This is a genomic window from Pseudoalteromonas sp. 5Ae-yellow (genome assembly GCF_014077565.1).
In the GTDB taxonomy this organism is placed as follows: domain Bacteria; phylum Pseudomonadota; class Gammaproteobacteria; order Enterobacterales; family Alteromonadaceae; genus Pseudoalteromonas.
The window spans coordinates 34,701-55,821 of the sequence record NZ_JACGWD010000020.1 but is presented as its reverse complement, the minus strand read 5'-3'; the positions used below and the strand labels follow the sequence as shown (position 1 = coordinate 55,821).

General features: G+C 39.5%; 19 protein-coding genes. 1 reads left to right on the top strand and 18 read right to left on the bottom strand.

Annotated elements, in window-relative coordinates; genetic code table 11:
* Positions 1 to 561: 561 nt before the first annotated feature.
* Complete coding sequence (locus H4J63_RS07770; protein ID WP_182195814.1) at positions 562 to 2,355, bottom strand: choice-of-anchor I family protein; 1,794 nt, start codon at positions 2,353 to 2,355, stop codon at positions 562 to 564.
* An 83-nt stretch (positions 2,356 to 2,438) separates the two neighbouring features.
* Positions 2,439 to 3,668: an acyltransferase family protein gene (locus tag H4J63_RS07765; protein WP_182195811.1), complete on the bottom strand. Its 1,230-nt coding sequence runs from the start codon at positions 3,666 to 3,668 to the stop codon at positions 2,439 to 2,441.
* Positions 3,669 to 3,812: 144 nt separating this feature from the next.
* On the opposite strand from H4J63_RS07765, the gene H4J63_RS07760 reads away from it, so the two are divergent.
* On the top strand, positions 3,813 to 4,655 hold the full coding sequence (locus tag H4J63_RS07760; RefSeq protein ID WP_182195808.1) for a LytTR family DNA-binding domain-containing protein: 843 nt from the start codon (positions 3,813 to 3,815) through the stop codon (positions 4,653 to 4,655).
* A 26-nt stretch (positions 4,656 to 4,681) separates the two neighbouring features.
* On the opposite strand, the gene glmU is transcribed toward H4J63_RS07760, so the two are convergent.
* The 16 genes from glmU to mnmE all read right to left on the bottom strand — a co-directional run bounded on the left by glmU (position 4,682) and on the right by mnmE (position 21,015).
* The gene (glmU, locus tag H4J63_RS07755; RefSeq protein ID WP_024604757.1) at positions 4,682 to 6,040 is read right to left on the bottom strand and encodes a bifunctional UDP-N-acetylglucosamine diphosphorylase/glucosamine-1-phosphate N-acetyltransferase GlmU; all 1,359 of its coding nucleotides are present in this window, start codon (positions 6,038 to 6,040) and stop codon (positions 4,682 to 4,684) included.
* 304 nt (positions 6,041 to 6,344) lie between these two features.
* A complete protein-coding gene (locus H4J63_RS07750; protein ID WP_007377666.1) occupies positions 6,345 to 6,767 on the bottom strand; it encodes a F0F1 ATP synthase subunit epsilon in 423 nt (140 codons plus the stop codon).
* Positions 6,768 to 6,780: 13 nt separating this feature from the next.
* Positions 6,781 to 8,166 carry a F0F1 ATP synthase subunit beta gene (gene atpD / locus H4J63_RS07745; RefSeq protein ID WP_024599969.1) on the bottom strand — a complete coding sequence of 462 codons (1,386 nt, stop codon included), beginning with the start codon at positions 8,164 to 8,166 and terminating at the stop codon, positions 6,781 to 6,783.
* Positions 8,167 to 8,199: 33 nt separating this feature from the next.
* A complete protein-coding gene (gene atpG, locus H4J63_RS07740) occupies positions 8,200 to 9,060 on the bottom strand; it encodes a F0F1 ATP synthase subunit gamma (protein ID WP_182195806.1) in 861 nt (286 codons plus the stop codon).
* Positions 9,061 to 9,120: 60 nt separating this feature from the next.
* Positions 9,121 to 10,662 carry a F0F1 ATP synthase subunit alpha gene (gene atpA, locus H4J63_RS07735; RefSeq protein WP_182195803.1) on the bottom strand — a complete coding sequence of 514 codons (1,542 nt, stop codon included), beginning with the start codon at positions 10,660 to 10,662 and terminating at the stop codon, positions 9,121 to 9,123.
* A 14-nt stretch (positions 10,663 to 10,676) separates the two neighbouring features.
* On the bottom strand, positions 10,677 to 11,210 hold the full coding sequence (atpH, locus tag H4J63_RS07730) for a F0F1 ATP synthase subunit delta (protein ID WP_007585978.1): 534 nt from the start codon (positions 11,208 to 11,210) through the stop codon (positions 10,677 to 10,679).
* Between the two features lie 16 nt (positions 11,211 to 11,226).
* On the bottom strand, positions 11,227 to 11,697 hold the full coding sequence (atpF, locus tag H4J63_RS07725) for a F0F1 ATP synthase subunit B (RefSeq protein ID WP_004335264.1): 471 nt from the start codon (positions 11,695 to 11,697) through the stop codon (positions 11,227 to 11,229).
* A gap of 41 nt (positions 11,698 to 11,738) precedes the next feature.
* The gene (gene atpE, locus H4J63_RS07720; protein WP_007585980.1) at positions 11,739 to 11,981 is read right to left on the bottom strand and encodes a F0F1 ATP synthase subunit C; all 243 of its coding nucleotides are present in this window, start codon (positions 11,979 to 11,981) and stop codon (positions 11,739 to 11,741) included.
* A 61-nt stretch (positions 11,982 to 12,042) separates the two neighbouring features.
* Positions 12,043 to 12,900: a F0F1 ATP synthase subunit A gene (gene atpB / locus H4J63_RS07715; RefSeq protein ID WP_004335244.1), complete on the bottom strand. Its 858-nt coding sequence runs from the start codon at positions 12,898 to 12,900 to the stop codon at positions 12,043 to 12,045.
* A 15-nt stretch (positions 12,901 to 12,915) separates the two neighbouring features.
* Positions 12,916 to 13,296 carry an ATP synthase subunit I gene (locus H4J63_RS07710; protein WP_007585983.1) on the bottom strand — a complete coding sequence of 127 codons (381 nt, stop codon included), beginning with the start codon at positions 13,294 to 13,296 and terminating at the stop codon, positions 12,916 to 12,918.
* Positions 13,297 to 13,438: 142 nt separating this feature from the next.
* Positions 13,439 to 14,365, bottom strand: coding sequence for a ParB/RepB/Spo0J family partition protein (locus H4J63_RS07705; protein WP_182195800.1), 927 nt, complete (start codon positions 14,363 to 14,365; stop codon positions 13,439 to 13,441).
* 20 nt (positions 14,366 to 14,385) lie between these two features.
* Complete coding sequence (locus tag H4J63_RS07700) at positions 14,386 to 15,171, bottom strand: ParA family protein (RefSeq protein ID WP_004335235.1); 786 nt, start codon at positions 15,169 to 15,171, stop codon at positions 14,386 to 14,388.
* A gap of 14 nt (positions 15,172 to 15,185) precedes the next feature.
* The gene (gene rsmG, locus H4J63_RS07695; protein ID WP_182195798.1) at positions 15,186 to 15,806 is read right to left on the bottom strand and encodes a 16S rRNA (guanine(527)-N(7))-methyltransferase RsmG; all 621 of its coding nucleotides are present in this window, start codon (positions 15,804 to 15,806) and stop codon (positions 15,186 to 15,188) included.
* A gap of 15 nt (positions 15,807 to 15,821) precedes the next feature.
* Positions 15,822 to 17,711, bottom strand: coding sequence for a tRNA uridine-5-carboxymethylaminomethyl(34) synthesis enzyme MnmG (gene mnmG, locus H4J63_RS07690; protein WP_004335230.1), 1,890 nt, complete (start codon positions 17,709 to 17,711; stop codon positions 15,822 to 15,824).
* Between the two features lie 428 nt (positions 17,712 to 18,139).
* On the bottom strand, positions 18,140 to 18,589 hold the full coding sequence (mioC, locus tag H4J63_RS07685) for an FMN-binding protein MioC (protein WP_170072867.1): 450 nt from the start codon (positions 18,587 to 18,589) through the stop codon (positions 18,140 to 18,142).
* A 1,061-nt stretch (positions 18,590 to 19,650) separates the two neighbouring features.
* Positions 19,651 to 21,015 (bottom strand): tRNA uridine-5-carboxymethylaminomethyl(34) synthesis GTPase MnmE, encoded by a 1,365-nt coding sequence (gene mnmE / locus H4J63_RS07680; RefSeq protein ID WP_182195795.1) that lies wholly within the window; start codon positions 21,013 to 21,015, stop codon positions 19,651 to 19,653.
* Between the last annotated feature and the right edge of the window lie 106 nt (positions 21,016 to 21,121).

Genomic DNA, 21,121 nt, shown 5'->3' with positions numbered 1-21,121 from the left:
CTTTCGATATTGAATTGACTGTGCCGAATAATTACCGAAATAACTATTCTGTTGGTCACTCAGTTTTCAATTGAGACTCTAATTTGTTTGCCTCGCTACCTAAGTAGGTTGGCTGTTAGAACTCAATTTGTACGAGTGCCCACACAGATGATTGCTTTATATTGTTAAAGAACGTTGCGATTAAAGTTAAACTTTATCTCGCTAGGGCTGCGCATATTACGCTTTCCTATTTTTTTGTCAACACTTAAATTTAAACTTTCTAAAAAGATTCAATCTAAGTTTTACTTAACACACTGAGTAGTTCGTGCCTCGCTATGCGTTGGCGTTTCCCGTCTCAGTGGGGTCGCATTATAGGGAGATTCGAGCGGGGGTCAATGTTTTATTTCAGCTTTTTGACAATTAAATGCATTTAGTATGAAAGCTATACAAATAAAGGGCTGCAGGATACTTTTAGTTTAAAAAACATCCACAACTTATGTATCAATTGATGATGTATTAGTAAGGTTTAAACTAAGCTGTATGTTAAACAAACAACACACAGCTTTATTTAAAATTAAAGATTTATTTAGATGCTATTTCCCATACGGCAATAGAGCCTGATATTTCATTTCCAACGATTAAGAGTGGGTTTCCAGTGGCACTTTGCTCTGCTGAAACGAATACCATTCCTTCAGGTGCTAAATCGCCTGTAATATTCGCTCCTTTAATTAAGCCTCTATTATAGAAGTAGTCTTCAAATTGCACATTGTATGGATTAGTAATGTCGTAAGCCATAATACCGCCCATACGTTCTAAACCAATAAAAGCAAATGTACGATCGTCAATTTTACCAATAGCCAGCGCTTCAGGCTCTGCGCCTTTATCATCTGAACGTGAGTCTCCATTGTTTTCATCTTCATTATTGTTAAATGATTCACCATGCACAGATGCTGTTATACGTGCTATATCGTCACCTGAATCAAAAACCACCAGCCCATTGCTATCCCAAATAGTAAAAGAACGTGCGCCATAGCCGTAAAGCGATTCGTATTGTCCGTCGTTATTGGTATCGCCTTTTATTGTTGTTACTTTTAAGCGACCAATATCATCATCGTCGTTATTTAAGTAATCAAAATTAGCAGCAAGAGTTAAGTCTTCAACGCGGCTTTCATCTATATAAGCTAAGCAGCCATCGTCTTCATCGTAATCAAGTCCGCCCTTTGCTATACAGTCTGCTTCATCCGTTGTATCAAAAAAGTATTCTCTTGCGTCACCTTCGTTGGCAGTGACTATAAAGTTAGCGCCTTTCCAACTAAAGCTTGAGATAGTATCGGGCTGGTACATACCATAGAGCCCTGGGTATGATTTAAAATTAACGCCGCCATCTTTATCTGAGGCATCAAGTTGTAAGCTTGACCACTCTTTAAAGCCTAAGCCCTTTAGCTCAAGACTGTTGTCTTGTAGGTTAACTATTGCAAGTGCATTGTTTTCTTGAATAGATACATAAGCATATTTGTTATCTTTAGAAATGCTAACGTACTCGGGCTCTAAATCCATAGCTACTGTGGTATTTATTAGATTACCGTTAATAGTACGACCATTTGGATTTGCAAAAACTACCCCTTGCGCTTCTAGTTCGGTTTGTTTGTTGTTATAGGCTTTAAAATCAATATTTATTGCTGTATCAGCTATTACATTATTTGTTATATCGATAATACTAATAGAACCTTCAGGATCTACGCTGTAGTCGCCACTTGGTTCACCTTCGTTAGCAACCACTGCCTTTGCGCCATCGTGGGTGAACGTCACCATGTCTGGTAAAAATCCGACTGTAACATTTTTAATAAAGACAGGTGATTCGCCGCTTATATCGTAAAAAGCAATTTGACCTTCATCACCCGTGCTTTCAGCAGCCATTGCAACCGCTAGTAAATTATTGTTTTCATCAATAGCAATGCTGTTTGCATCGCCTTGGGTGTGCTCGTTTAAAGGTAGCGTAATGACCGAGGTTAAGTTAGTGGCGCTTATAACCCCTTCGTTATCTTTAACAAGTGCGGCAGTATCAAAGGTGTCGGCGGGTAAAATATTAACAATAGCATCATCACCTGAACTGTTAATAGCGTAAATCCATTTTTTAGATGCTTGATATGCAACTATTTCAGCTGCACCTTCTGGGCTTTGTGCATTTAATACACCTCTACCCACAAGGTTAATATTTAATGCTGAATTGGCATTTATACCATTTAACCCATTAGTTCCACCTGCGCCTTGTTCTCCCTGTAATCCTTGAGAACCGTTTTGACCATCGTCACCATCAAGTGAGCAACCAGTAAGAACAGATATAAGTGACAGCGCGATAATTGATTTTTTAAACATGTGATTTTCCTTAGTATTGTATTTGCTAAATATCAACACACAGGCATGACAAGATTATGGCAATTTTAATACAGCCTCTTACTCTAAGTAATTAGCTTATACGCTAGCGGAGTAATTAAAATTAAAGCGGCCGTATAGCCAATCGTTTTTACAGTCGAGGAATACTCTCGTTTAATTGCAACCCCTAGCAAAAGTCTAAGTACATCAATACGTGTAATACTCCATGTTATGACACCGCAGAGAGACCAAGTTCCTGTAATAATGATAAATAGCTCAACAACAGCCCCTAAACTTAAAGGTTGCAGTAAAAAACACAAAATAATCAAAATGCTTTGATGCAATAAATAAAAGGGAAACACCCATGCATTGAGTTGCTTTAAATAGTAGGTATTAAAATTTAAAAATCGGTGAGCGAGCGCTAGTACAAAAAACACACCTACTATACGTTGAATATTGTAGCTACCGCTTAAAATAAAATGAGGGAGAGTAAACGCCTTTTGATAGCTTAATATTATAAGTACTAACAAAACCGAAAAACTCAAAGCCAGTAATACCAAATTTTTATTCAAGCAGTTCCAAAAATAAGTGTTTTTAGCAAGTATGTATCCGGCGAGTAGTAGCATAAAGCCATTAGTTTCTCTGATTGAATCGCCAGTTAAGTAATGGCTTGTAAATAGTATGGTAATAGTGAGCAAGATAATTAAAAGCCCAAATGACCCCCCCCCTTTAACAAATGTTTTTAAAGGCGTAATAAAAGGCAAGCGTGCAAAAAGAGTTAAAACAATAATGATCAACATAAACTGCCACAACGAGCGCAAATACCATAAGTGATTTACATCCACATTCGGCCATACTCCAGGCTGATAATTACTAAACAGCGTATTGTTAGTCTCTATAAAAGCTAAATAAAATTGCCAATAGCTAATATCAATAACACCTTGCTGTGACATTTCTGCAAACAGCTGTAAAGGCACTATTAGCCATAATCCCACCAGCAAGGGTAAGAGTAAAAAAACAGAGCGGTATAAGGTGAAATGTAACCAAGACTTAAAGCTGCGTACTTTATCAATCATAAAACGCAGTGCTACGCCCGATATAAACCAAATGAGCAACATGCGCCAAGGTGAAAACACCAACATTAAATATTCAACATACTGTGATGTATAATTACTTTTAAAATGAAATCCCCAGTTTTCGCTATACAACATGCCAATGTGATAAAAAATTAGCGACGCAAATGCGATTACCCTAAGCCAGTCAAGAGAATATTTACGCGAATTAATTAATGAAGGTTGTTGTACTTGAGTGCTCATGCTTTTACTACTTTATGTATGTTATGCGTTATTCATACCTAAAGCTCTCGCTAAAACTACCTATAAGTGCTTATATTACAAGCAATAGTGATAAAAGGTGGTATACAGGGATAAGCGTGCCACATCAGCAATAAGCATACATTTATGAACCTACAGCACTTTCAACGTTTTCAAAGCATTTACGCATCAGTATTACTGTGTGCTTACGTATTAATTAATAATACAGTAAATGCTACAACCCAAATAATGGAAGCCCAAAGAGAAGGTGCTTTAACTTTTTTAGTGTGGGAGCCATTTGTTTGGGAGTATTCAAGTGCCTTGAGTACTTTGCTTATATTCCCTATTTTAATTGGGTTTTTAAGATACTTACCTTTTAATTGGCAAAACATTACGGCCTCTTTAGGTATGTACTTTGGTGCCTCCATTATATTTAGCGTGTTACACGTTGGTATTATGGTAGGGGTTCGTAAATTCATATATTTGTTAAATGATATGTCTTACAACTTTGGAATTAGTTGGTTTGAGCTTATTTATGAATACCAGAAAGACGCTATAAGCTTTGTGTTTTTTATCGTACTTATCAAAGTATATCAATATGTGGTGCAGCAACTACTAGGTGAAGCCTCTTCAATTGAAGAAAGTGAGCTGCAAACAACATCGACCATAAATCGCTTATTAGTTAAAAAACTCGGAAAGGAATTCATTATAAAAATAGAGGATGTTGATTGGCTTGAATCGTCTGGTAATTATGTAAACCTACATATAGGCTCACGCATATATCCGTTAAGGGCAACGCTTACAGCATTGAGCAAACAACTTGAAGTACAGGGGTTTTGTAGAATTCACCGCAGCCATGGCGTAAAACTCGATAAAGTGGAGTCCATTACACCACTCCCCAGTGGCGACAGTGAAATAAAACTAACAACAGGTAAAGTACTTAATCTATCTAGACGCTATAAAGAGCAATTTAAACTGCAACTAAAATAAAAAGGCTACCTAAGTAGCCTCTATTGTTATTTTTTAACTGGGCGTTTCCAACCCGTTAAATTACGCTGTTTAGAGCGTGCTATTGCTAGTTGATCATCTTCAACAGTACTGGTGATCACTGAACCTGCACCAATTGTTGCAGTTGCGCCTATATTTACTGGGGCAACGAGTGATGAATTAGAACCAATAAAGGCATTATCGCCAATAATAGTTTTTGCTTTATTAACACCATCGTAGTTACAGGTAATAGTACCAGCGCCAATATTCACTTTTTCGCCAATTTCAGCATCACCTAAGTAACTTAAATGGTTAGCTTTAGAGCCTTTGCCTAAACGGGTTTTTTTCATCTCTACAAAGTTACCAATGTGCGAGTCTTCTTCCATTACAGCACCAGGGCGAAGGCGAGCATAAGGACCCAGCGTACATTTATCTGCAACTGTGGCATCTTCAATTAGGGTATTAGCTTTTATTACAACGTTATCGCCTATAGTACAGTTTTTAAGTACACAGTTAGGGCCAATTTGTACATTGTTACCAAGAGTGACTGTGCCTTCAAAAATAACGTTTACGTCGATAAGTACATCTTCACCGGCGGTAACTGTTCCACGCACATCAATACGCGCAGGGTCAGCAAGTGTTGCGCCATTTAACATTAGCTCTTCTGCTTGCCATGCTTGATAAGCGCGCTCTAAGCCTGCAAGTTGTACGCGGTTGTTTGCGCCTTCAACTTCCATTGCATGATCTGGCTGCGCTGAAGTAATCTCTACACCTTCACTGTGAGCCATAGCAACAATATCTGTAAGGTAGTATTCGCCTTGTGCATTGTTGTTAGATAGATTGCCTAACCATGTTTTTAAAAGCTTACCGTTAACCGCCATAATGCCGGTGTTTACTTCGCTAATAAGTAACTGCTCTGCACTTGCATCTTTTTGCTCAACAATACCAACAAGCTTGCCATTTTCACGCAGCATACGTCCGTAACCATTTGGGTTAACCAAATTAACTGTTAATACCGCTAAACCATTTTTAGGTGTTGCAGCTAATAAGCGCTCAAGCGTTGATTGCTTTGTAAGTGGTACATCGCCGTATAAAACAAGTACGGAGTCGTCGTCATTAATGTGTGGGTTAGCTTGAGCTACTGCGTGGCCAGTACCAAGTTGCTCTGCTTGGAGCACCCAATTTACATCGTTATCAGCAAGTTGTTTTTGTAATAGTTCGCCGCCGTGTCCGTAAACTAAGTTTGTGGTTGTTGCACCTAATGCCATCGCATTATCAATAACATGCTGCACCATTGGTTTACCTGCAACGTTGTGCAGAACTTTAGGTAGAGCAGAGCGCATACGAGTACCTTTACCCGCAGCAAGAATAACTGTTGTTAGAGCCATTAAAACAATTTCCTTTTTTCGTTGTTTTAGCTAAATAAGTTTTATGTTTGATCAGAAGATTACGTAAATCACTTCTTGTGCAAATACTCAGTAGGTTAGTTTATTAGTACTGAATCTTGACTGAAAAACACACTTAATTGAATGGCGTTATTGTAGCGAGGATTGGTTAAGGATATAAGTGTAAATGTGTAGATAACAATCTGATAAACCCATTATTTAGCATTTATAAAAAACGGCTATTAAATATCTAAATTATAGACACAAAAAAGCCCACTCAAAGTGGGCTTTTAAAAACCGGATAGGCTTACTTGTGACGTAATTGCTGAATTACGCGTAACTGAGCAACTGCTTCTGCCAGTCGCGTAGCCGCTTGCTGATAATCAAACTCAACAGCTGACGAATTCGCCATATGTTCTTCAGCTTCACGTTTAGCTTTTTGTACAGAATCTTCATCTAAATCTTCACCACGAACCGCAGTATCTGCAAGAATCGTGATGTGATTTGGTTGAACTTCTAATGTACCGCCAGCAACATATATCACATCTTCGTGACCAAATTGCTTAACTAAACGTACCATACCAGGTTTAAGGGCAGTTAGTAGTGGAGCATGGCCTAGGTTTACACCCAGCTCGCCTTCACTACCAGATACTTGAATCGATTCAACAAGACCAGAGAACAAACTCTGCTCAGCGCTTACTACGTCAAGATGTACAGTCATAGCTGTCATACTACCCTCCTAGTTACATGCCTTTGGCTTTTTCTTGAGCTTCTTCGATAGAGCCAACCATGTAGAACGCTTGCTCTGGAAGGTCATCAAACTCGCCGTTTAAAATGCCTTTAAAGCCAGCAATTGTATCTTTTAGTGATACGTATTTACCAGACGCGCCTGTAAACACCTCTGCCACGAAGAATGGCTGAGATAGAAAACGTTGGATTTTACGTGCACGAGATACAAGTTGCTTATCTTCGTCAGAAAGCTCGTCCATACCTAGGATTGCAATGATGTCTTTAAGTTCTTTATAACGCTGAAGAACTGTTTGAACGCCACGTGCAATACCATAGTGCTCTTCACCAATTACTTGTGGATCAAGCTGACGTGAAGATGAATCAAGTGGGTCTACCGCTGGGTAGATACCAAGCGATGCGATATCACGTGAAAGTACTACTGTTGCGTCTAAGTGAGCAAAGGTAGTTGCTGGAGATGGATCTGTTAAATCATCCGCAGGTACGTATACCGCTTGGATTGAAGTAATTGAACCCGTCTTAGTAGAAGCGATACGCTCTTGAAGCACACCCATTTCTTCAGCAAGTGTAGGCTGGTAACCTACCGCTGATGGCATACGACCAAGTAGTGCAGATACTTCTGTACCAGCAAGTGTATAACGGTAGATGTTATCTACGAAGAAAAGTACATCGCGACCTTCGTCACGGAACTTTTCAGCCATAGTAAGACCAGTTAACGCTACGCGTAAACGGTTACCTGGAGGCTCGTTCATCTGACCGTATACAAGCGATACTTTATCAAGTACGTTTGAATCGTTCATCTCATGGTAGAAATCGTTACCCTCACGTGTACGCTCACCAACACCTGCGAATACTGAGTAGCCGCTGTGCTCGATTGCGATGTTACGGATAAGTTCCATCATGTTTACGGTTTTACCAACACCGGCACCACCGAATAAACCAACTTTACCACCTTTAGCAAACGGACATACAAGGTCGATAACCTTGATACCTGTTTCTAAAAGTTCAACTGAACTTGATTGCTCTTCGTAAGAAGGCGCTGCACGGTGAATAGACATACGGTCTTCTTCGCCGATTGGACCCGCTTCATCGATTGGCTCACCAAGTACGTTCATGATACGACCAAGTGTTGCAGTACCAACTGGAACTTGAATCGATTCACCTGTATTCATAACTAAAGCACTACGACGTAAACCATCAGTAGTACCCATAGCGATAGTACGCACTACACCGCCACCTAGCTGCTGTTGAACTTCTAGAGTCAAACCAGCTAAATCGCCATCTGTTACTCTTAGTGCGTGGTATACCGCTGGCACGCTATCTTGTGGAAATTCAATATCCACAACGGCGCCGATAATTTGGACGACCTTACCTAAACTCATGTCTATTCCTCTCGTTAATCTTTACCCGAAGCATTAAACTGCTGCTGAGCCAGAACAAATCTCACTAATTTCTTGTGTGATTGCTGCTTGGCGAGCCTTGTTATAAACAAGCTGTAGCTCATCCATAAGGTCACCTGCGTTATCAGTTGCAGCTTTCATTGCAACCATACGAGCAGCTTGTTCAGAGGCAGCATTTTCTACTACACCTTGGTATGCTTGAGACTCAATAAAGCGTACTAACAAAGACTCTAAAATAGCCTCTGGGTTTGGCTCGTATAAGTAATCCCATGTGTGAGCAGATACTTCTTCTTCAGCTTTTGGCAAAGGGAGTAACTGATCTATAATTGGCTCTTGCTTCATGGTATTAACGAACTTGTTATATACCAAGAATAAACGGTCTATTTTGCCTTCAGAAAATGCATCAAGCATTATTTTTACAGGACCAATAACATCTTGTACTGAAGGTTTATCTCCTAGGCCCGCTTTTTTAGCGAGTAGTTGACCACCAAAACGTTGGAAGAAACCAGCTGCTTTACTACCTAAAGTAGCAAATTCAGCATCAACACCTTTTTCTTTCCACGCTTTAACATCAAGTGCAACTTGCTTAAACTCGTTTGAGTTTAGACCGCCACACAGACCACGGTCTGTAGAGATAACAATATAACCAACTCGTTTTACTTCACGATCTTTTAAGAACGGGTGAGTAAAATCAAGATTTGCTTGAGCAACACGACCAATTACTTCACGTAATTTGTCAGCGTATGGACGGCTTGAAGCAACGCGTTCTTGCGCCCTTTTCATTTTAGACGCAGCAACCATTTCCATTGCGCTAGTGATCTTTTGAGTATTTTTAATACTCCCGATCTTGCTTTTAATCTCTTTTCCGCTGGCCATGACTCTCTCTCCGAATCAAGGTGTGCTTTAGTTTCCTAAAGCGCACCATTAATAACTAAATTACCAAGTTTGCGTAGACTTGAACTTCGTTAGAAGTTCTTTAAGCTGCGCTTCGATCTCGGCATTTAAGTTACCAGTTTCATTGATTTGAGCCACAAGCTCTGCGTATGTGCTACTTGCATAAGAAAGTAAAGCAGCTTCAAAGTCACCGATTTTCGAGATTTCGATGTCTTGAAGGAAGCCTTTTTCAGCAGCAAATAGCGACAAAGACATTTCAGCAACAGACATTGGCGCGTACTGTTTCTGCTTCATTAGCTCTGTTACACGCTCACCATGCTCAAGTTGAGCACGAGTTGCATCATCAAGGTCAGACGCGAACTGCGAGAACGCAGCTAATTCACGGTACTGAGCTAGGGCTAGACGGATACCGCCACCTAGTTTCTTAACGATTTTAGTTTGTGCAGCACCACCAACACGCGATACCGAAATACCAGCATTTACTGCCGGGCGGATACCTGAGTTGAATAAGTCAGTTTCTAAGAAGATCTGACCATCGGTGATAGAGATAACGTTAGTCGGTACGAACGCAGAAACGTCGCCGCCTTGAGTTTCAATGATTGGCAATGCCGTCAATGAACCAGTTTTACCTTTCACTTCACCATTAGTGAACTTTTCAACGTAATCTGCGTTTACACGCGATGCACGCTCTAAAAGACGAGAGTGAAGGTAGAATACGTCACCTGGGTATGCTTCACGGCCTGGTGGACGCTTAAGTAGTAATGAAATTTGACGGTAAGCAACTGCTTGCTTAGACAAATCATCATATACGATTAATGCGTTTTCACCACGGTCACGGAAGTACTCACCCATAGTACAGCCCGCGAACGGTGCTAAGTACTGAAGTGCCGCAGATTCAGAAGCAGATGCAACAACTACGATAGTATTTGCTAGTGCACCATGCTCTTCTAATTTACGAACTACGTTTGCAATAGTAGATGCTTTTTGACCAATCGCAACGTACACACACTTAACGCCTGTGTCTTTTTGATTGATGATTGCATCGATTGCTAGTGCAGTTTTACCTGTTTGGCGGTCACCAATGATAAGCTCACGTTGACCACGACCAACTGGAATCATCGCATCAATAGATTTATAACCAGTTTGAACTGGCTCATCTACAGATTTACGCTCGATTACACCTGGTGCGATTTTTTCTACAGGTTCAAACCCGTCGTTATCTAGAGCGCCTTTACCATCGATTGGAGCACCTAGTGTGTTTACAACACGACCAAGTAGACCAGGACCAACAGGAACTTCTAAAATACGACCAGTAGTATATACTTTTACGCCTTCAGTAAGGTCAGCGTACGGACCCATTACTACTGCACCAATTGAGTCGCGCTCAAGGTTTAGTGCGATAGCATAACGGCTGCCAGGAAGCTCAATCATTTCACCTTGCATACAGTCAGCAAGACCGTGGATGCGGATGATACCGTCAGTAACAGATACGATAGTACCTTCGTTACGAGCTTCACTTACAACTTCGAACTTCTCAATACGTTGTTTGATCAGATCTGAAATTTCAGTGGAATTAAGTTGCATGCTCTTTTTCCCAATTACGATTGTAGTGTTGTAGCTAAGCGGTTTAATTTACCGCGAATAGTACCGTCGATTACAGTGTCACCAGACCTAATAATAAGTCCACCAACCACTGACGCGTCTTCACTACAATTCAGCTTAACTTTGCGTGCGAAACGTTTTTCAAGTGCCGCTACCAATGACTCTTGTTGCGCAGCAACAAGAGGAGTTGCAGAAATCACATCTACTTCGATTTCTTTATCGTATTCTGCTTTAAATTCAGCAAATAACTGTGCAACTTCAGGTAGAGCTGTCAAACGTCCATTTTCAGCCATCACCTTAACTAGGTTCTGACCTTGTTCGTTGAGCTGCTCAGCACAAAGTTGAATAAATAATTCAGCTTGTGCAGTAGCTGTAGGCATACTCGCTAAAACAGACGATGCTTGCTCATTGCTGGCTACATGGCCTGCAAAGAACAACATATCATTCCAGCTTTCTAGAGTGCCTTTCTCAACGGCAAGTTCAAAAGCCGCTTTAGCGTATGGGCGAGCGATAGTAGTCAAATTAGACATGCTCATACCCTCCTAATTACAGCTCAGCGACAAGTTTTTCAACGATGTCACTATGTGCGGCTTGATTAATTTCACGCTCTAAAATACGTTCTGCGCCAATCACTGCCAGAGTTGCTACTTGCTTACGTAGTTCTTCTGTTATGCGATTACGTTCAGACTCAACTTCAGAGTGCCCTTGAGCAATGATACTTTCACGCTCTTGTTGACCACGAAGTGTTTCTTCGTCAACAATTAGCACTGCACGCTTTTTAGCTTGATCAATGATATCAGCCGCTTGAGCTTTTGCATCTTTAAGCTGTTCAGCAGCTTTCTTTTGCGCAAGTTCTAAGTCTTTTTCGGCTCTATCAGAGGCAGCTAAACCATCTTCGATTTTTTTCTGGCGAGCTTCAATTGCACCGTTTAGTGGTGGCCATACGTATTTCATACAAAATAATACGAACACCGTAAACGCAATCAATTCACCGATAAGAGTGGCGTTTAAATTCACAACCGCTCCTCCTTAAATAGTAAGCTGTTCAAAGAATAAAATTAAAGTACGAACAACAATACCATAGCGATACCAACACCAATCATTGCTACAGCATCGATTAGACCAGCAAGGATAAACATTTTAACTTGTAGCGAAGGTGCAAGCTCAGGTTGACGCGCACATGCTTCAAGGAATTTACCGCCCATGTTACCAAAACCGATTGCTGTGCCGATTGCACCAAAACCGATTAGTAAAGCTACTGCGATGTATTTTAAGCCTGTTAATAATTCTAAAGCTTCCATTTATTTCTCCAAAGTTTCAATTGTAAAGTTAAAAGTAAAAGTAAAATTGTAAATCTAAAAATTAGTGATTATCTGAACTTGCCATGCTTAGGTATACAATCGTAAGCATCATGAATAAGAATGCTTGTAATGTAATAACTAAGATATGGAATACTGCCCATACAAAGTGCAGTGGTAACTGCATAAAACCAATCGCGCCAATCAAGATGAAAATCAACTCACCAGCATATAAGTTACCAAACAAACGTAGTGCTAATGAAAACGGTTTAGAAACGAGTGCAATCAGTTCAAGTAATAAGTTAAATGGTATCAAAATAATTTGAACAAACATGTTATTTGAGCTGAACGGATGAAGCGTTAACTCTTTAATAAACCCGCCAATACCTTTTATTTTGATTGAAAAGCCAACCATTAGTATAAATACACCCAGCGCTAACGCTGAAGTCATATTAATGTCAGTCGTTGGTACAATTTTCATGTACACATCGTGTGAATCCATACCAAATGCAGTCTCACCAACGAAACCTGCAAATGCTGGAAGGAAATCAACTGGTATTAAATCCATTAAGTTCATTAAGAACACCCAAACGAAAATCGTTAAGGCTAATGGTGCAATAAGCTTGCTTTTACCATGGAAAGTATCACGTACGTTGTCACCAACAAATTCTACGATTATTTCAATAAAACACTGAAATTTTCCAGGTACACCTAGTGTTGATTTTTTAGCGGCACTACGAAAGATCCATAAAAATATAAGACCTAAACCGATAGACCATGCAAGGGTATCTATATGCCATGTCCAGAATCCACTGTCCGTACATGCTTTATTGAAGGCGAGACCTGTATCGGTCGAACACATCTTAGCATTGGTCAAATGGTGCTGGATATGGCCAGATAGAGTAACTTCTTCTGCTGCCATGTTATATCCCAAAAGTTAATGTTTAAAAAAAACGGGTGCGAACAATCCAGTAAAGAGCGCCAGTATATAAGTACTAAAAAAGGGTAATAAAATTACCGGAAAATGCTTCAGTACTAGCGCAAACAATACAATTGTTAGCATAAACTTTAATCCGTTGCCGCGTTTCAACGAGGCATACGCTTGATTTGCTCGACTTGCACCCATATATCTGAATGCATAAAGTGCAAATACAAAGTGCGGAAGTACTGCTACAGCTCCACCAGCGAGTGATGAAAGCGAGGCATTGACTCCCGAACTAAAAAAAATAATTACAGCAGCAACTAATGCTACAACACCCTGAAGGCAAATTAACTTTAATACGGCAAGTCGATATGGACTCGCTAACTTATCAGTCACGTTTAGTTAACCTTTATTGCGTTCTAATTGTTAGGGTGTGAAAACTGGCGAAATTATACTTAATCCTGCCAGTTTTGCAACTTGAGTAGACGCTTTGTAACACGAAATAGCTACAAATGTCCCTTTTTAGACATGTCGAAAACTAATGGTGGGTATTGTCTTGATTAATGCGATTTAAAATGCCGTCAAGTTCGTCCAAATTAGTATAAGAAATAACAAGCTTACCTTTGCCTTTTTTGTTGTAATTTATTTCTACTTTGGCACCTAGGTTTTCAGCGAGTTGTTGCTCTAACTGTTTAACATCTGGATCTTTTTCAGCTATTTCTTTAGCTGGCACGGGTTCTAAAATTGAACGAACTAACTTCTCGGTTTCACGAACGGTTAGTGCTTTAGCAACAGCTAAACGAGCAGCATCTGATTGTGCTTCTCCCTCAAGGGCTAATAAACAACGAGCGTGCCCCATTTCAATATCGCCATGTTCTAACAGAATTTTTACATCACTGTTTAAATTATTTAAACGAAGTAAGTTAGTTACTGTAGTGCGTGATTTACCCACCGCATCTGCTACTTGTTGATGTGTTAGTTCAAATTCACTAAGTAAGCGATTTAACGCAACCGCTTCTTCCATGGCATTTAAGTCTTCACGTTGAATATTTTCTATTAGCGCAATAGCAACTGCAGCTTCATCTGGTACGTCTTTAATAATACAAGGTACTGTTTCAAGCTTAGCTATTTGCGCTGCACGCCAACGACGCTCACCGGCGATAATTTCAAAACTATTTTGTGCAATAGGGCGCACGACTATAGGTTGAATAATACCTTGTGAGCGAATAGAACTAGCAAGCTCTTCTAGTGCCTCTTCGGACATGTCTTTACGAGGTTGATATTTACCAGAGTGTAAAAACTCGATTGGGAGTTTTTGTAATTCACTGTTATTTGGCCCAGCCGCATTTTTTACAGCTTCAGTCACGTTTGATGTGTCTTGTTCCTTGCTTGCGCTCGGTGTAGGCTTTGACGAACTTAAAAGTGCATCGAGTCCTCGGCCTAAACCTCGTTTTTTAGCAGACATGTTATTTTTTTACCTCAAAGTTAGGCGACAACGGACGCTGTTTTTTCTTTTCTACGTAACATTTCACCAGCGAGTGCTAAATATGCTTTAGCGCCACTTGATGCCCGGTCATAATACATAGCAGGTGTACCAAAACTAGGTGCCTCTGCTAAACGAACATTACGCGGGATCACCGTACGGTATACTTTGTCGCCAAAATGTTGTTTTAATTGTTCTGATACGTCATTCGCTAAACGGTTACGCGGATCGTACATAGTACGAAGTATGCCTTCAATTTGTAAGCTAGGGTTTACTAACTTAGCAAGCTGCGTAATCGTATCCATTAATGCGGTTAACCCTTCAAGTGCATAATACTCACACTGCATTGGCACTAAAATAGAATCAGCTGCGGCCATTGCGTTAACAGTTAACATATTTAAAGAGGGTGGACAGTCGATAAAAATAAATTCGTACTGATCCTGAATTTTTTCAAGTGCGTTACGTAAGCGCACTTCACGGGCAAATAATTCCATAAGTTTAACTTCTGCAGCGGTTACATCACCATTTGCAGCAATCATATGGTATTCGCCAGACGTTTCTTTGATAATAACGTCTTCTATAGGTTTATCTTCAATGAGTAAGTCGTAAATAGTTGGTACGTCGCCGTACTTATCTACGCCACTTCCCATAGTCGCATTGCCTTGCGGATCGAGATCAATTAACAGCACTTTACGTTTCGTTGCAGCCATAGACGCAGCGAGGTTTACAGCGGTTGTAGTTTTACCCACTCCACCTTTTTGATTTGCTAATGCGATGACTTTTGCCACAGTGTCTCTGATCCCTAGTCTTTAGAAAGAATAATTAAATGTCGTTGTGCATCTAACTTAGGTACTTCTAATGCAATTTTTTGCTCAAACTTAACGCCAGTAGGTAATGACTCTAGCTCTTCACTAGGGAACACACCTTTAAGCGCTATAAATTTACCCGAATGACCAATTAAGTGCGAACACCAGTCAACCATATCTTGTAATGAAGCAAATGCACGACTGAGTACGCCATCTAATTTAACACTTGGCTGATATTCTTCAACTCTTGACTGAACAGGTGTTACGTTATCAAGGCCAAGCTCATGTTTAACATGCATTAAAAAGCGAACGCGTTTACCTAGACTATCTAGTAACACAAATTGTGTGTTAGGTAATGCAATCGCTAATACAATGCCCGGAAGGCCAGGCCCTGTGCCAACATCAATATAATGATGACCGGGTAAGTGAGGTGCAACAACTAAACTATCCATAATATGCTTAATCATCATTTCTTCAGGTAAGCGTACCGAAGTTAAATTATAAGCTTTATTCCACTTATCTAATAACTCGACGTAACGAACTAGCTGTTGCTGTTGTTTTTCCGTTAGCGCAATATCAGTTTGCGCTAACAATGTAGTTAATTGTTGCTGTAACACTATGTACCCTTATCGTTACGCAGATTTGCGTAATAAGCCTTGCTTCTTCAGATACACTAATAATAGCGAAATCGCCGCTGGGGTGATACCAGAAATACGCGATGCTTGGCCAATAGTGTCTGGACGTGACTCAATAAGCTTAGCAACAACCTCATTTGATAAACCTGATACAGTTTTGTAATCAAACTCTTTTGGTAAAATTGTTTGCTCATGACGAAGCTGCTTATTGATCTCATCTTGTTGACGCGCAATATAGCCTGCGTACTTAGTATGGATCTCAACTTGTTCAAGTGCTGCTACGTTTGTAAATTCAGATCCTAAACCGTCAATAGCCATAAGATCGTTATAACGAATCTCTGGACGACGAAGTAATTCTTCTAAACTTGCTTCACGAGTTAATGGTGTTTTTAGTAATGCATTTACTTGATCAACAACGACGTGATCTTTATGAATCCACGTATCTTTAATGCGTTGTTTTTCTTTCTCAATTACTTCCATTTTTTCGTTAAATGCCTGCCAACGTTCGTCATTAACTAAACCTAGCTCACGGCCTTTTTCAGTTAAGCGAATATCTGCATTATCTTCACGAAGTAGTAAACGGTATTCGGCACGGCTAGTAAACATGCGGTACGGTTCTTTCGTACCCAGTGTTGCTAAGTCGTCGATTAATACACCCACGTAAGCTTCATCGCGACGTGGCGTCCAAGAATCTTTACCTTGCACTTTTAACGCAGCATTCATACCTGCAATTAAGCCTTGTGCACCCGCTTCTTCATAACCGGTAGTGCCGTTAATTTGACCCGCGAAAAATAAGCCTTCGATAAATTTTGTTTCTAAAGACTGTTTTAAATCACGTGGATCAAAGTAGTCATATTCTATTGCATAGCCTGGTCGACAAATATGTGCATTTTCAAAACCAGAAATAGATTGCACAATCTCAAGTTGTACATCAAACGGTAAACTAGTAGAAATACCATTTGGATATAATTCGTATGATGTTAAGCCTTCAGGTTCAACAAATATTTGGTGCTTATCTTTATCCGCAAAACGTACAATTTTATCTTCAATTGATGGGCAGTAGCGTGGACCAATACCTTCAATAACACCTGAGTACATAGGTGAGCGATGTAGGTTTTTACGAATAACATCATGTGTTTTTTCGTTGGTGTAAGTGATGTAACACGGTATTTGTTGTGGGTGATCTGATTGTTTACCCATAAATGAAAATACAGGTGTTGGCATATCACCAGGCTGTGCTTCCATTTTTGTAAAATCAACAGTACGTGCATCAATACGTGGCGGAGTACCTGTTTTTAAGCGATCCACTCTAAAAGGGTGTTCGCGTAAACGTTCAGCCAATGCAATTGATGGTGGATCACCAGCACGACCGCCTTTGTAATTTTCTAAACCAATGTGTATTTGGCCACCTAAAAAAGTACCCACGGTTAAAACAACACTTGGAGCACTAAAACGTAAACCCATTTGAGTTACTACGCCAGTAACACGATCGTTTTCAACAATAAGATCATCACATGATTGTTGAAAAATCTTAAGGTTATCTTGATTTTGTAATGTTGTTTGAATAGCTGCTTTGTACAAAGCGCGATCTGCTTGTGCTCGAGTTGCACGAACAGCAGGTCCTTTTGAAGAGTTTAGTGTGCGAAATTGGATCCCGCCTTTGTCAATGGCCTGTGCCATTGCACCGCCAAGCGCGTCGATCTCTTTTACCAAATGACCTTTGCCAATGCCACCAATTGCTGGGTTGCAAGACATTTGACCAAGGGTATCCATATTGTGAGTCAGTAGCAGGGTATTCATCCCCATGCGGGCAGCTGCTAATGCGGCTTCAGTGCCAGCATGTCCACCACCTACTACGATAACGTCAAAATTTTCGTGAAAAATCATTAATGGGATCCTACTTAAATCAAACCGGTAAACTTCAAAAGGGAGCGTATTCTACCTAGAAATTGGCAGAAGATAAATGATTAAACAAAGGGCAAGATCTAAGTATGTGATCTCTAATAATATAAAGGATCTTTTAAAGAGATCTTTTATTACTATTACTACTACTGATCGACTTTTCTGTTGATAAGGTTTAGATCTTCATTTAAAACATGAAATTAGATCAGATCTAAAGGTGTTAATATGATCGGATCATCCAGCAAATAAGCTCTGATCAAAAAGGCACTTTATGCACAGGGTTGAATCAGTTGGATCTTATCCAATGGATAAGCATGCTTTAAAACGCAGTTTATTCAATCTTTATCCACAAAACCTATTAAATTATTAGTAAATTGTGGGTAACTTTATATATAACTTTTTACTTGATCTATCTATTTTATGCCTGTTTGAGTTATCCAAGAGTCTAACCATGTTAATGCAGTGTCTTCTGGTAGTGCTTCATCGAGAATATTAAGCTCTAAACGTTCAGCTACTTTTATAGCGCCTTTTTGAGTTAATAAGGCATCTATATTGCGTCCTGCTAGGTTATAAGTATCATAACTAGTGTCGCCTAAAGCGATTACAGAATATTTTAATTCAGATAAATCATCTGCTTGAGCTACATCTTCAACAAAACTAATAAGATTTTCAGGGTAATCACCTGCACCATAAGTTGATGTGCAGATTAACCAAATGGTATTTTGCTGATCAATATCGCTAAATTCAGGTTGATCATGTAGTTGCGTAGTAATACCAAGGTTATTAAGCGCGTCGCTTAATTGCTCTGCAACATACTCGGCCGATCCCATTTGGCTGCCGACAATAAGATTTACTGAACTCATGAATATTAGTGATCACATTGGTTTTAATTACCGCCTATGATAACTGAGTGAGGATAACAGTAAAGTTAAGAGTGCTTTTTTGTATAACTATTTTTGCGGTAATTTTACACTCAATCAAAATTGTGTCTTTAAGTTATTGATAATATAGTATTTAACAAATTATCTTTAAATGTAATCTTCTGATCAAGTTGTTGATAACAGTGGGGAAAGCTCTGCTTAAAGTGTTTTTTTAGGTTGTTTTATATTCGCTAAGTTATTGATATTACTTGTCAGTAAAAAATTAAATTGTAAATATCCCAATTAAAAATACTTGTTGATCATAATGTGGATATAAAGCCTGTTGATAACCTTAAATTTAGATCGAAAATAATTTTTAAAAATGATCTAATTGAGCTGATCTAACGAAATTAATTAAAAATAAGCTTATAAACAGATAATTTTTAATAGATCATTAGGTTTTTCTCTGCGAGGTGGCTCAATTTACTATTTATTTGAGCTAAAAATTAGGATTTGTGGATAAGTGATCTCAATATATTTAATTTAATGCGTATTTATAGCTGCTTTTTTATGTATTTTGCTGGTGGATTAGTAGATCAAAAGTTTGATGCACTCAAATCTCGAGTCATTTTTATTAAAAAGCCGCAGTGATCGTCTGTCCATATGTTGTATAAAGTTGATTATTTAGAGTGTTTATTGTCACGTTTTAGCTCTTAAATTGAGCAAATAACATTAGTTTTTATGAGCTAGGTAATTATAAAAAAGCTATTTATAACTAACTTTTGTGTGGAGGATAACGATTTTAAAACGTATTTTTGTTTGAAATATGTATCGGTTTTGACCTTAAAATGGGTGTTACTTGCGCTATTAATCCCTTACTTAAAGGCTCTTTCTACAATCTAATCTACATAATCTAGCTGGTAATAATTATCGCTTTGGGTATGATTTTATTGGCAGAACTGGCTGGGATTGACGGTATAAATACATATTTTATAGTGAATATTTTACATAAAAAAAGAGCACCTAAGTGCTCTTATAATAAACATATATCTGTAATAAGGTGCTTATTTACCAATACAAAATGAGCTAAATATCTTGCCAAGTAAGTCGTCTGAGGTAAATTCACCGGTTATTTCGTTTAAATACTGCTGTGTTAAACGCAGTTCTTCAGCCAATATTTCACCAGCAATGTGCATTTCTAATTGTGTTTTACCTGTTTCTAAATGATACGCAGCACTCTCTAGCGCATCCAAATGACGACGGCGCGCCATAAAGCCACCCTCTGTTGCGCCTTGAAAGCCTATACAGGCTTTTAAATGCTCGCGAACAAGTTCAATACCGTCAGCATTTTTAGCACTTAAGCTGATGACCGGGTATTGTTGCTCTTGCTCCATTCCGACTATATCACCCGATAAATCAGCTTTATTTCTGATGACCGTAACCCCCATACCTTCTGGTAATTTGGCCATAAATTCAGGCCAAATTTTATGCGGGTCAGTATCTATAGTGTCAGTGCCATCAAGCATAAATAAAACGCGATCGGCTTGGTTTATTTCATCCCACGCCCGTTCAATACCTATTTGTTCTACTCTATCTGGGCTCTCTCGTAGGCCTGCGGTATCTATAATATGCAATGGCATACCATCTATATGTATATGCTCTCGTAGTACGTCGCGAGTGGTACCGGCTATTTCTGTTACGATTGCAGCTTCACGACCGGCTAGGGCGTTTAGTAGGCTTGATTTACCGGCATTTGGGCGACCAGCAATAACAACACGCATACCTTCGCGCATGATGCTACCTTGTTTTGCTTGGTTGGTTACGGTATTAAGTTGGGAAATAATGGCGTCTAAGTCGCCTGATACCTTACCGTCTGATAAAAAATCAATTTCTTCATCTGGAAAATCTATTGCCGCTTCTACATACATACGTAAGTGAATTACTTTTTCTACAAGCGTTTCTATGTGTTTAGAAAATTCACCTTGGAGAGACTGTAGGGCGCTTTTGGCAGCTTGTTCGCTCGTAGCATTAATTAAGTCGGCGATGGCCTCTGCTTGTGTTAAATCAAGCTTGTCATTCATAAATGCGCGCTCAGAAAACTCACCAGGCTTTGCTAAACGAACGCCCTCTATTTTACTAATTTCTTTAAGTAGCATATCAAGTACTACAGGACCGCCGTGGCCTTGTAATTCAAGTACGTCTTCACCAGTAAATGAGTTAGGACCTGCAAAGTAAATGGCAATACCTTGGTCAAGTTGCTCGCCAGCTAGGCTTTTAAATGGCACGTAATCGGCGTAGCGAACTTTAGGAATTTTACCTACTACTTTTTCGGCGACACTTTTAGCAAGGCTGCCTGAAACGCGAATAATACCAACACCACCACGTCCGGGGGCAGTTGCTTGTGCTGCAATTGTATCTTGATTGATCATGCTATTAATTTGCCAACGATGAGTAACTTTATGGCGGTATTGTAACCTATGAAATAAACACTCGCGAATACTCTGGTGAAAAACAGGCAATAAAAAAGGCGACCGA

What these genes read in the sequence shown, in the direction of transcription:
- H4J63_RS07770 (WP_182195814.1), bottom strand. Translation starts at nt 2,355, where the DNA reads ATGTTTAAAAAATCAATTATCGCGCTGTCACTTATATCTGTTCTTACT.
- H4J63_RS07765 (WP_182195811.1), bottom strand. Translation starts at nt 3,668, where the DNA reads ATGAGCACTCAAGTACAACAACCTTCATTAATTAATTCGCGTAAATAT.
- H4J63_RS07760 (WP_182195808.1), top strand. Translation starts at nt 3,813, where the DNA reads ATGAACCTACAGCACTTTCAACGTTTTCAAAGCATTTACGCATCAGTA.
- glmU (WP_024604757.1), bottom strand. Translation starts at nt 6,040, where the DNA reads ATGGCTCTAACAACAGTTATTCTTGCTGCGGGTAAAGGTACTCGTATG.
- H4J63_RS07750 (WP_007377666.1), bottom strand. Translation starts at nt 6,767, where the DNA reads ATGACAGCTATGACTGTACATCTTGACGTAGTAAGCGCTGAGCAGAGT.
- atpD (WP_024599969.1), bottom strand. Translation starts at nt 8,166, where the DNA reads ATGAGTTTAGGTAAGGTCGTCCAAATTATCGGCGCCGTTGTGGATATT.
- atpG (WP_182195806.1), bottom strand. Translation starts at nt 9,060, where the DNA reads ATGGCCAGCGGAAAAGAGATTAAAAGCAAGATCGGGAGTATTAAAAAT.
- atpA (WP_182195803.1), bottom strand. Translation starts at nt 10,662, where the DNA reads ATGCAACTTAATTCCACTGAAATTTCAGATCTGATCAAACAACGTATT.
- atpH (WP_007585978.1), bottom strand. Translation starts at nt 11,210, where the DNA reads ATGTCTAATTTGACTACTATCGCTCGCCCATACGCTAAAGCGGCTTTT.
- atpE (WP_007585980.1), bottom strand. Translation starts at nt 11,981, where the DNA reads ATGGAAGCTTTAGAATTATTAACAGGCTTAAAATACATCGCAGTAGCT.
- atpB (WP_004335244.1), bottom strand. Translation starts at nt 12,900, where the DNA reads ATGGCAGCAGAAGAAGTTACTCTATCTGGCCATATCCAGCACCATTTG.
- H4J63_RS07705 (WP_182195800.1), bottom strand. Translation starts at nt 14,365, where the DNA reads ATGTCTGCTAAAAAACGAGGTTTAGGCCGAGGACTCGATGCACTTTTA.
- mnmG (WP_004335230.1), bottom strand. Translation starts at nt 17,711, where the DNA reads ATGATTTTTCACGAAAATTTTGACGTTATCGTAGTAGGTGGTGGACAT.
- mioC (WP_170072867.1), bottom strand. Translation starts at nt 18,589, where the DNA reads ATGAGTTCAGTAAATCTTATTGTCGGCAGCCAAATGGGATCGGCCGAG.
- mnmE (WP_182195795.1), bottom strand. Translation starts at nt 21,015, where the DNA reads ATGATCAATCAAGATACAATTGCAGCACAAGCAACTGCCCCCGGACGT.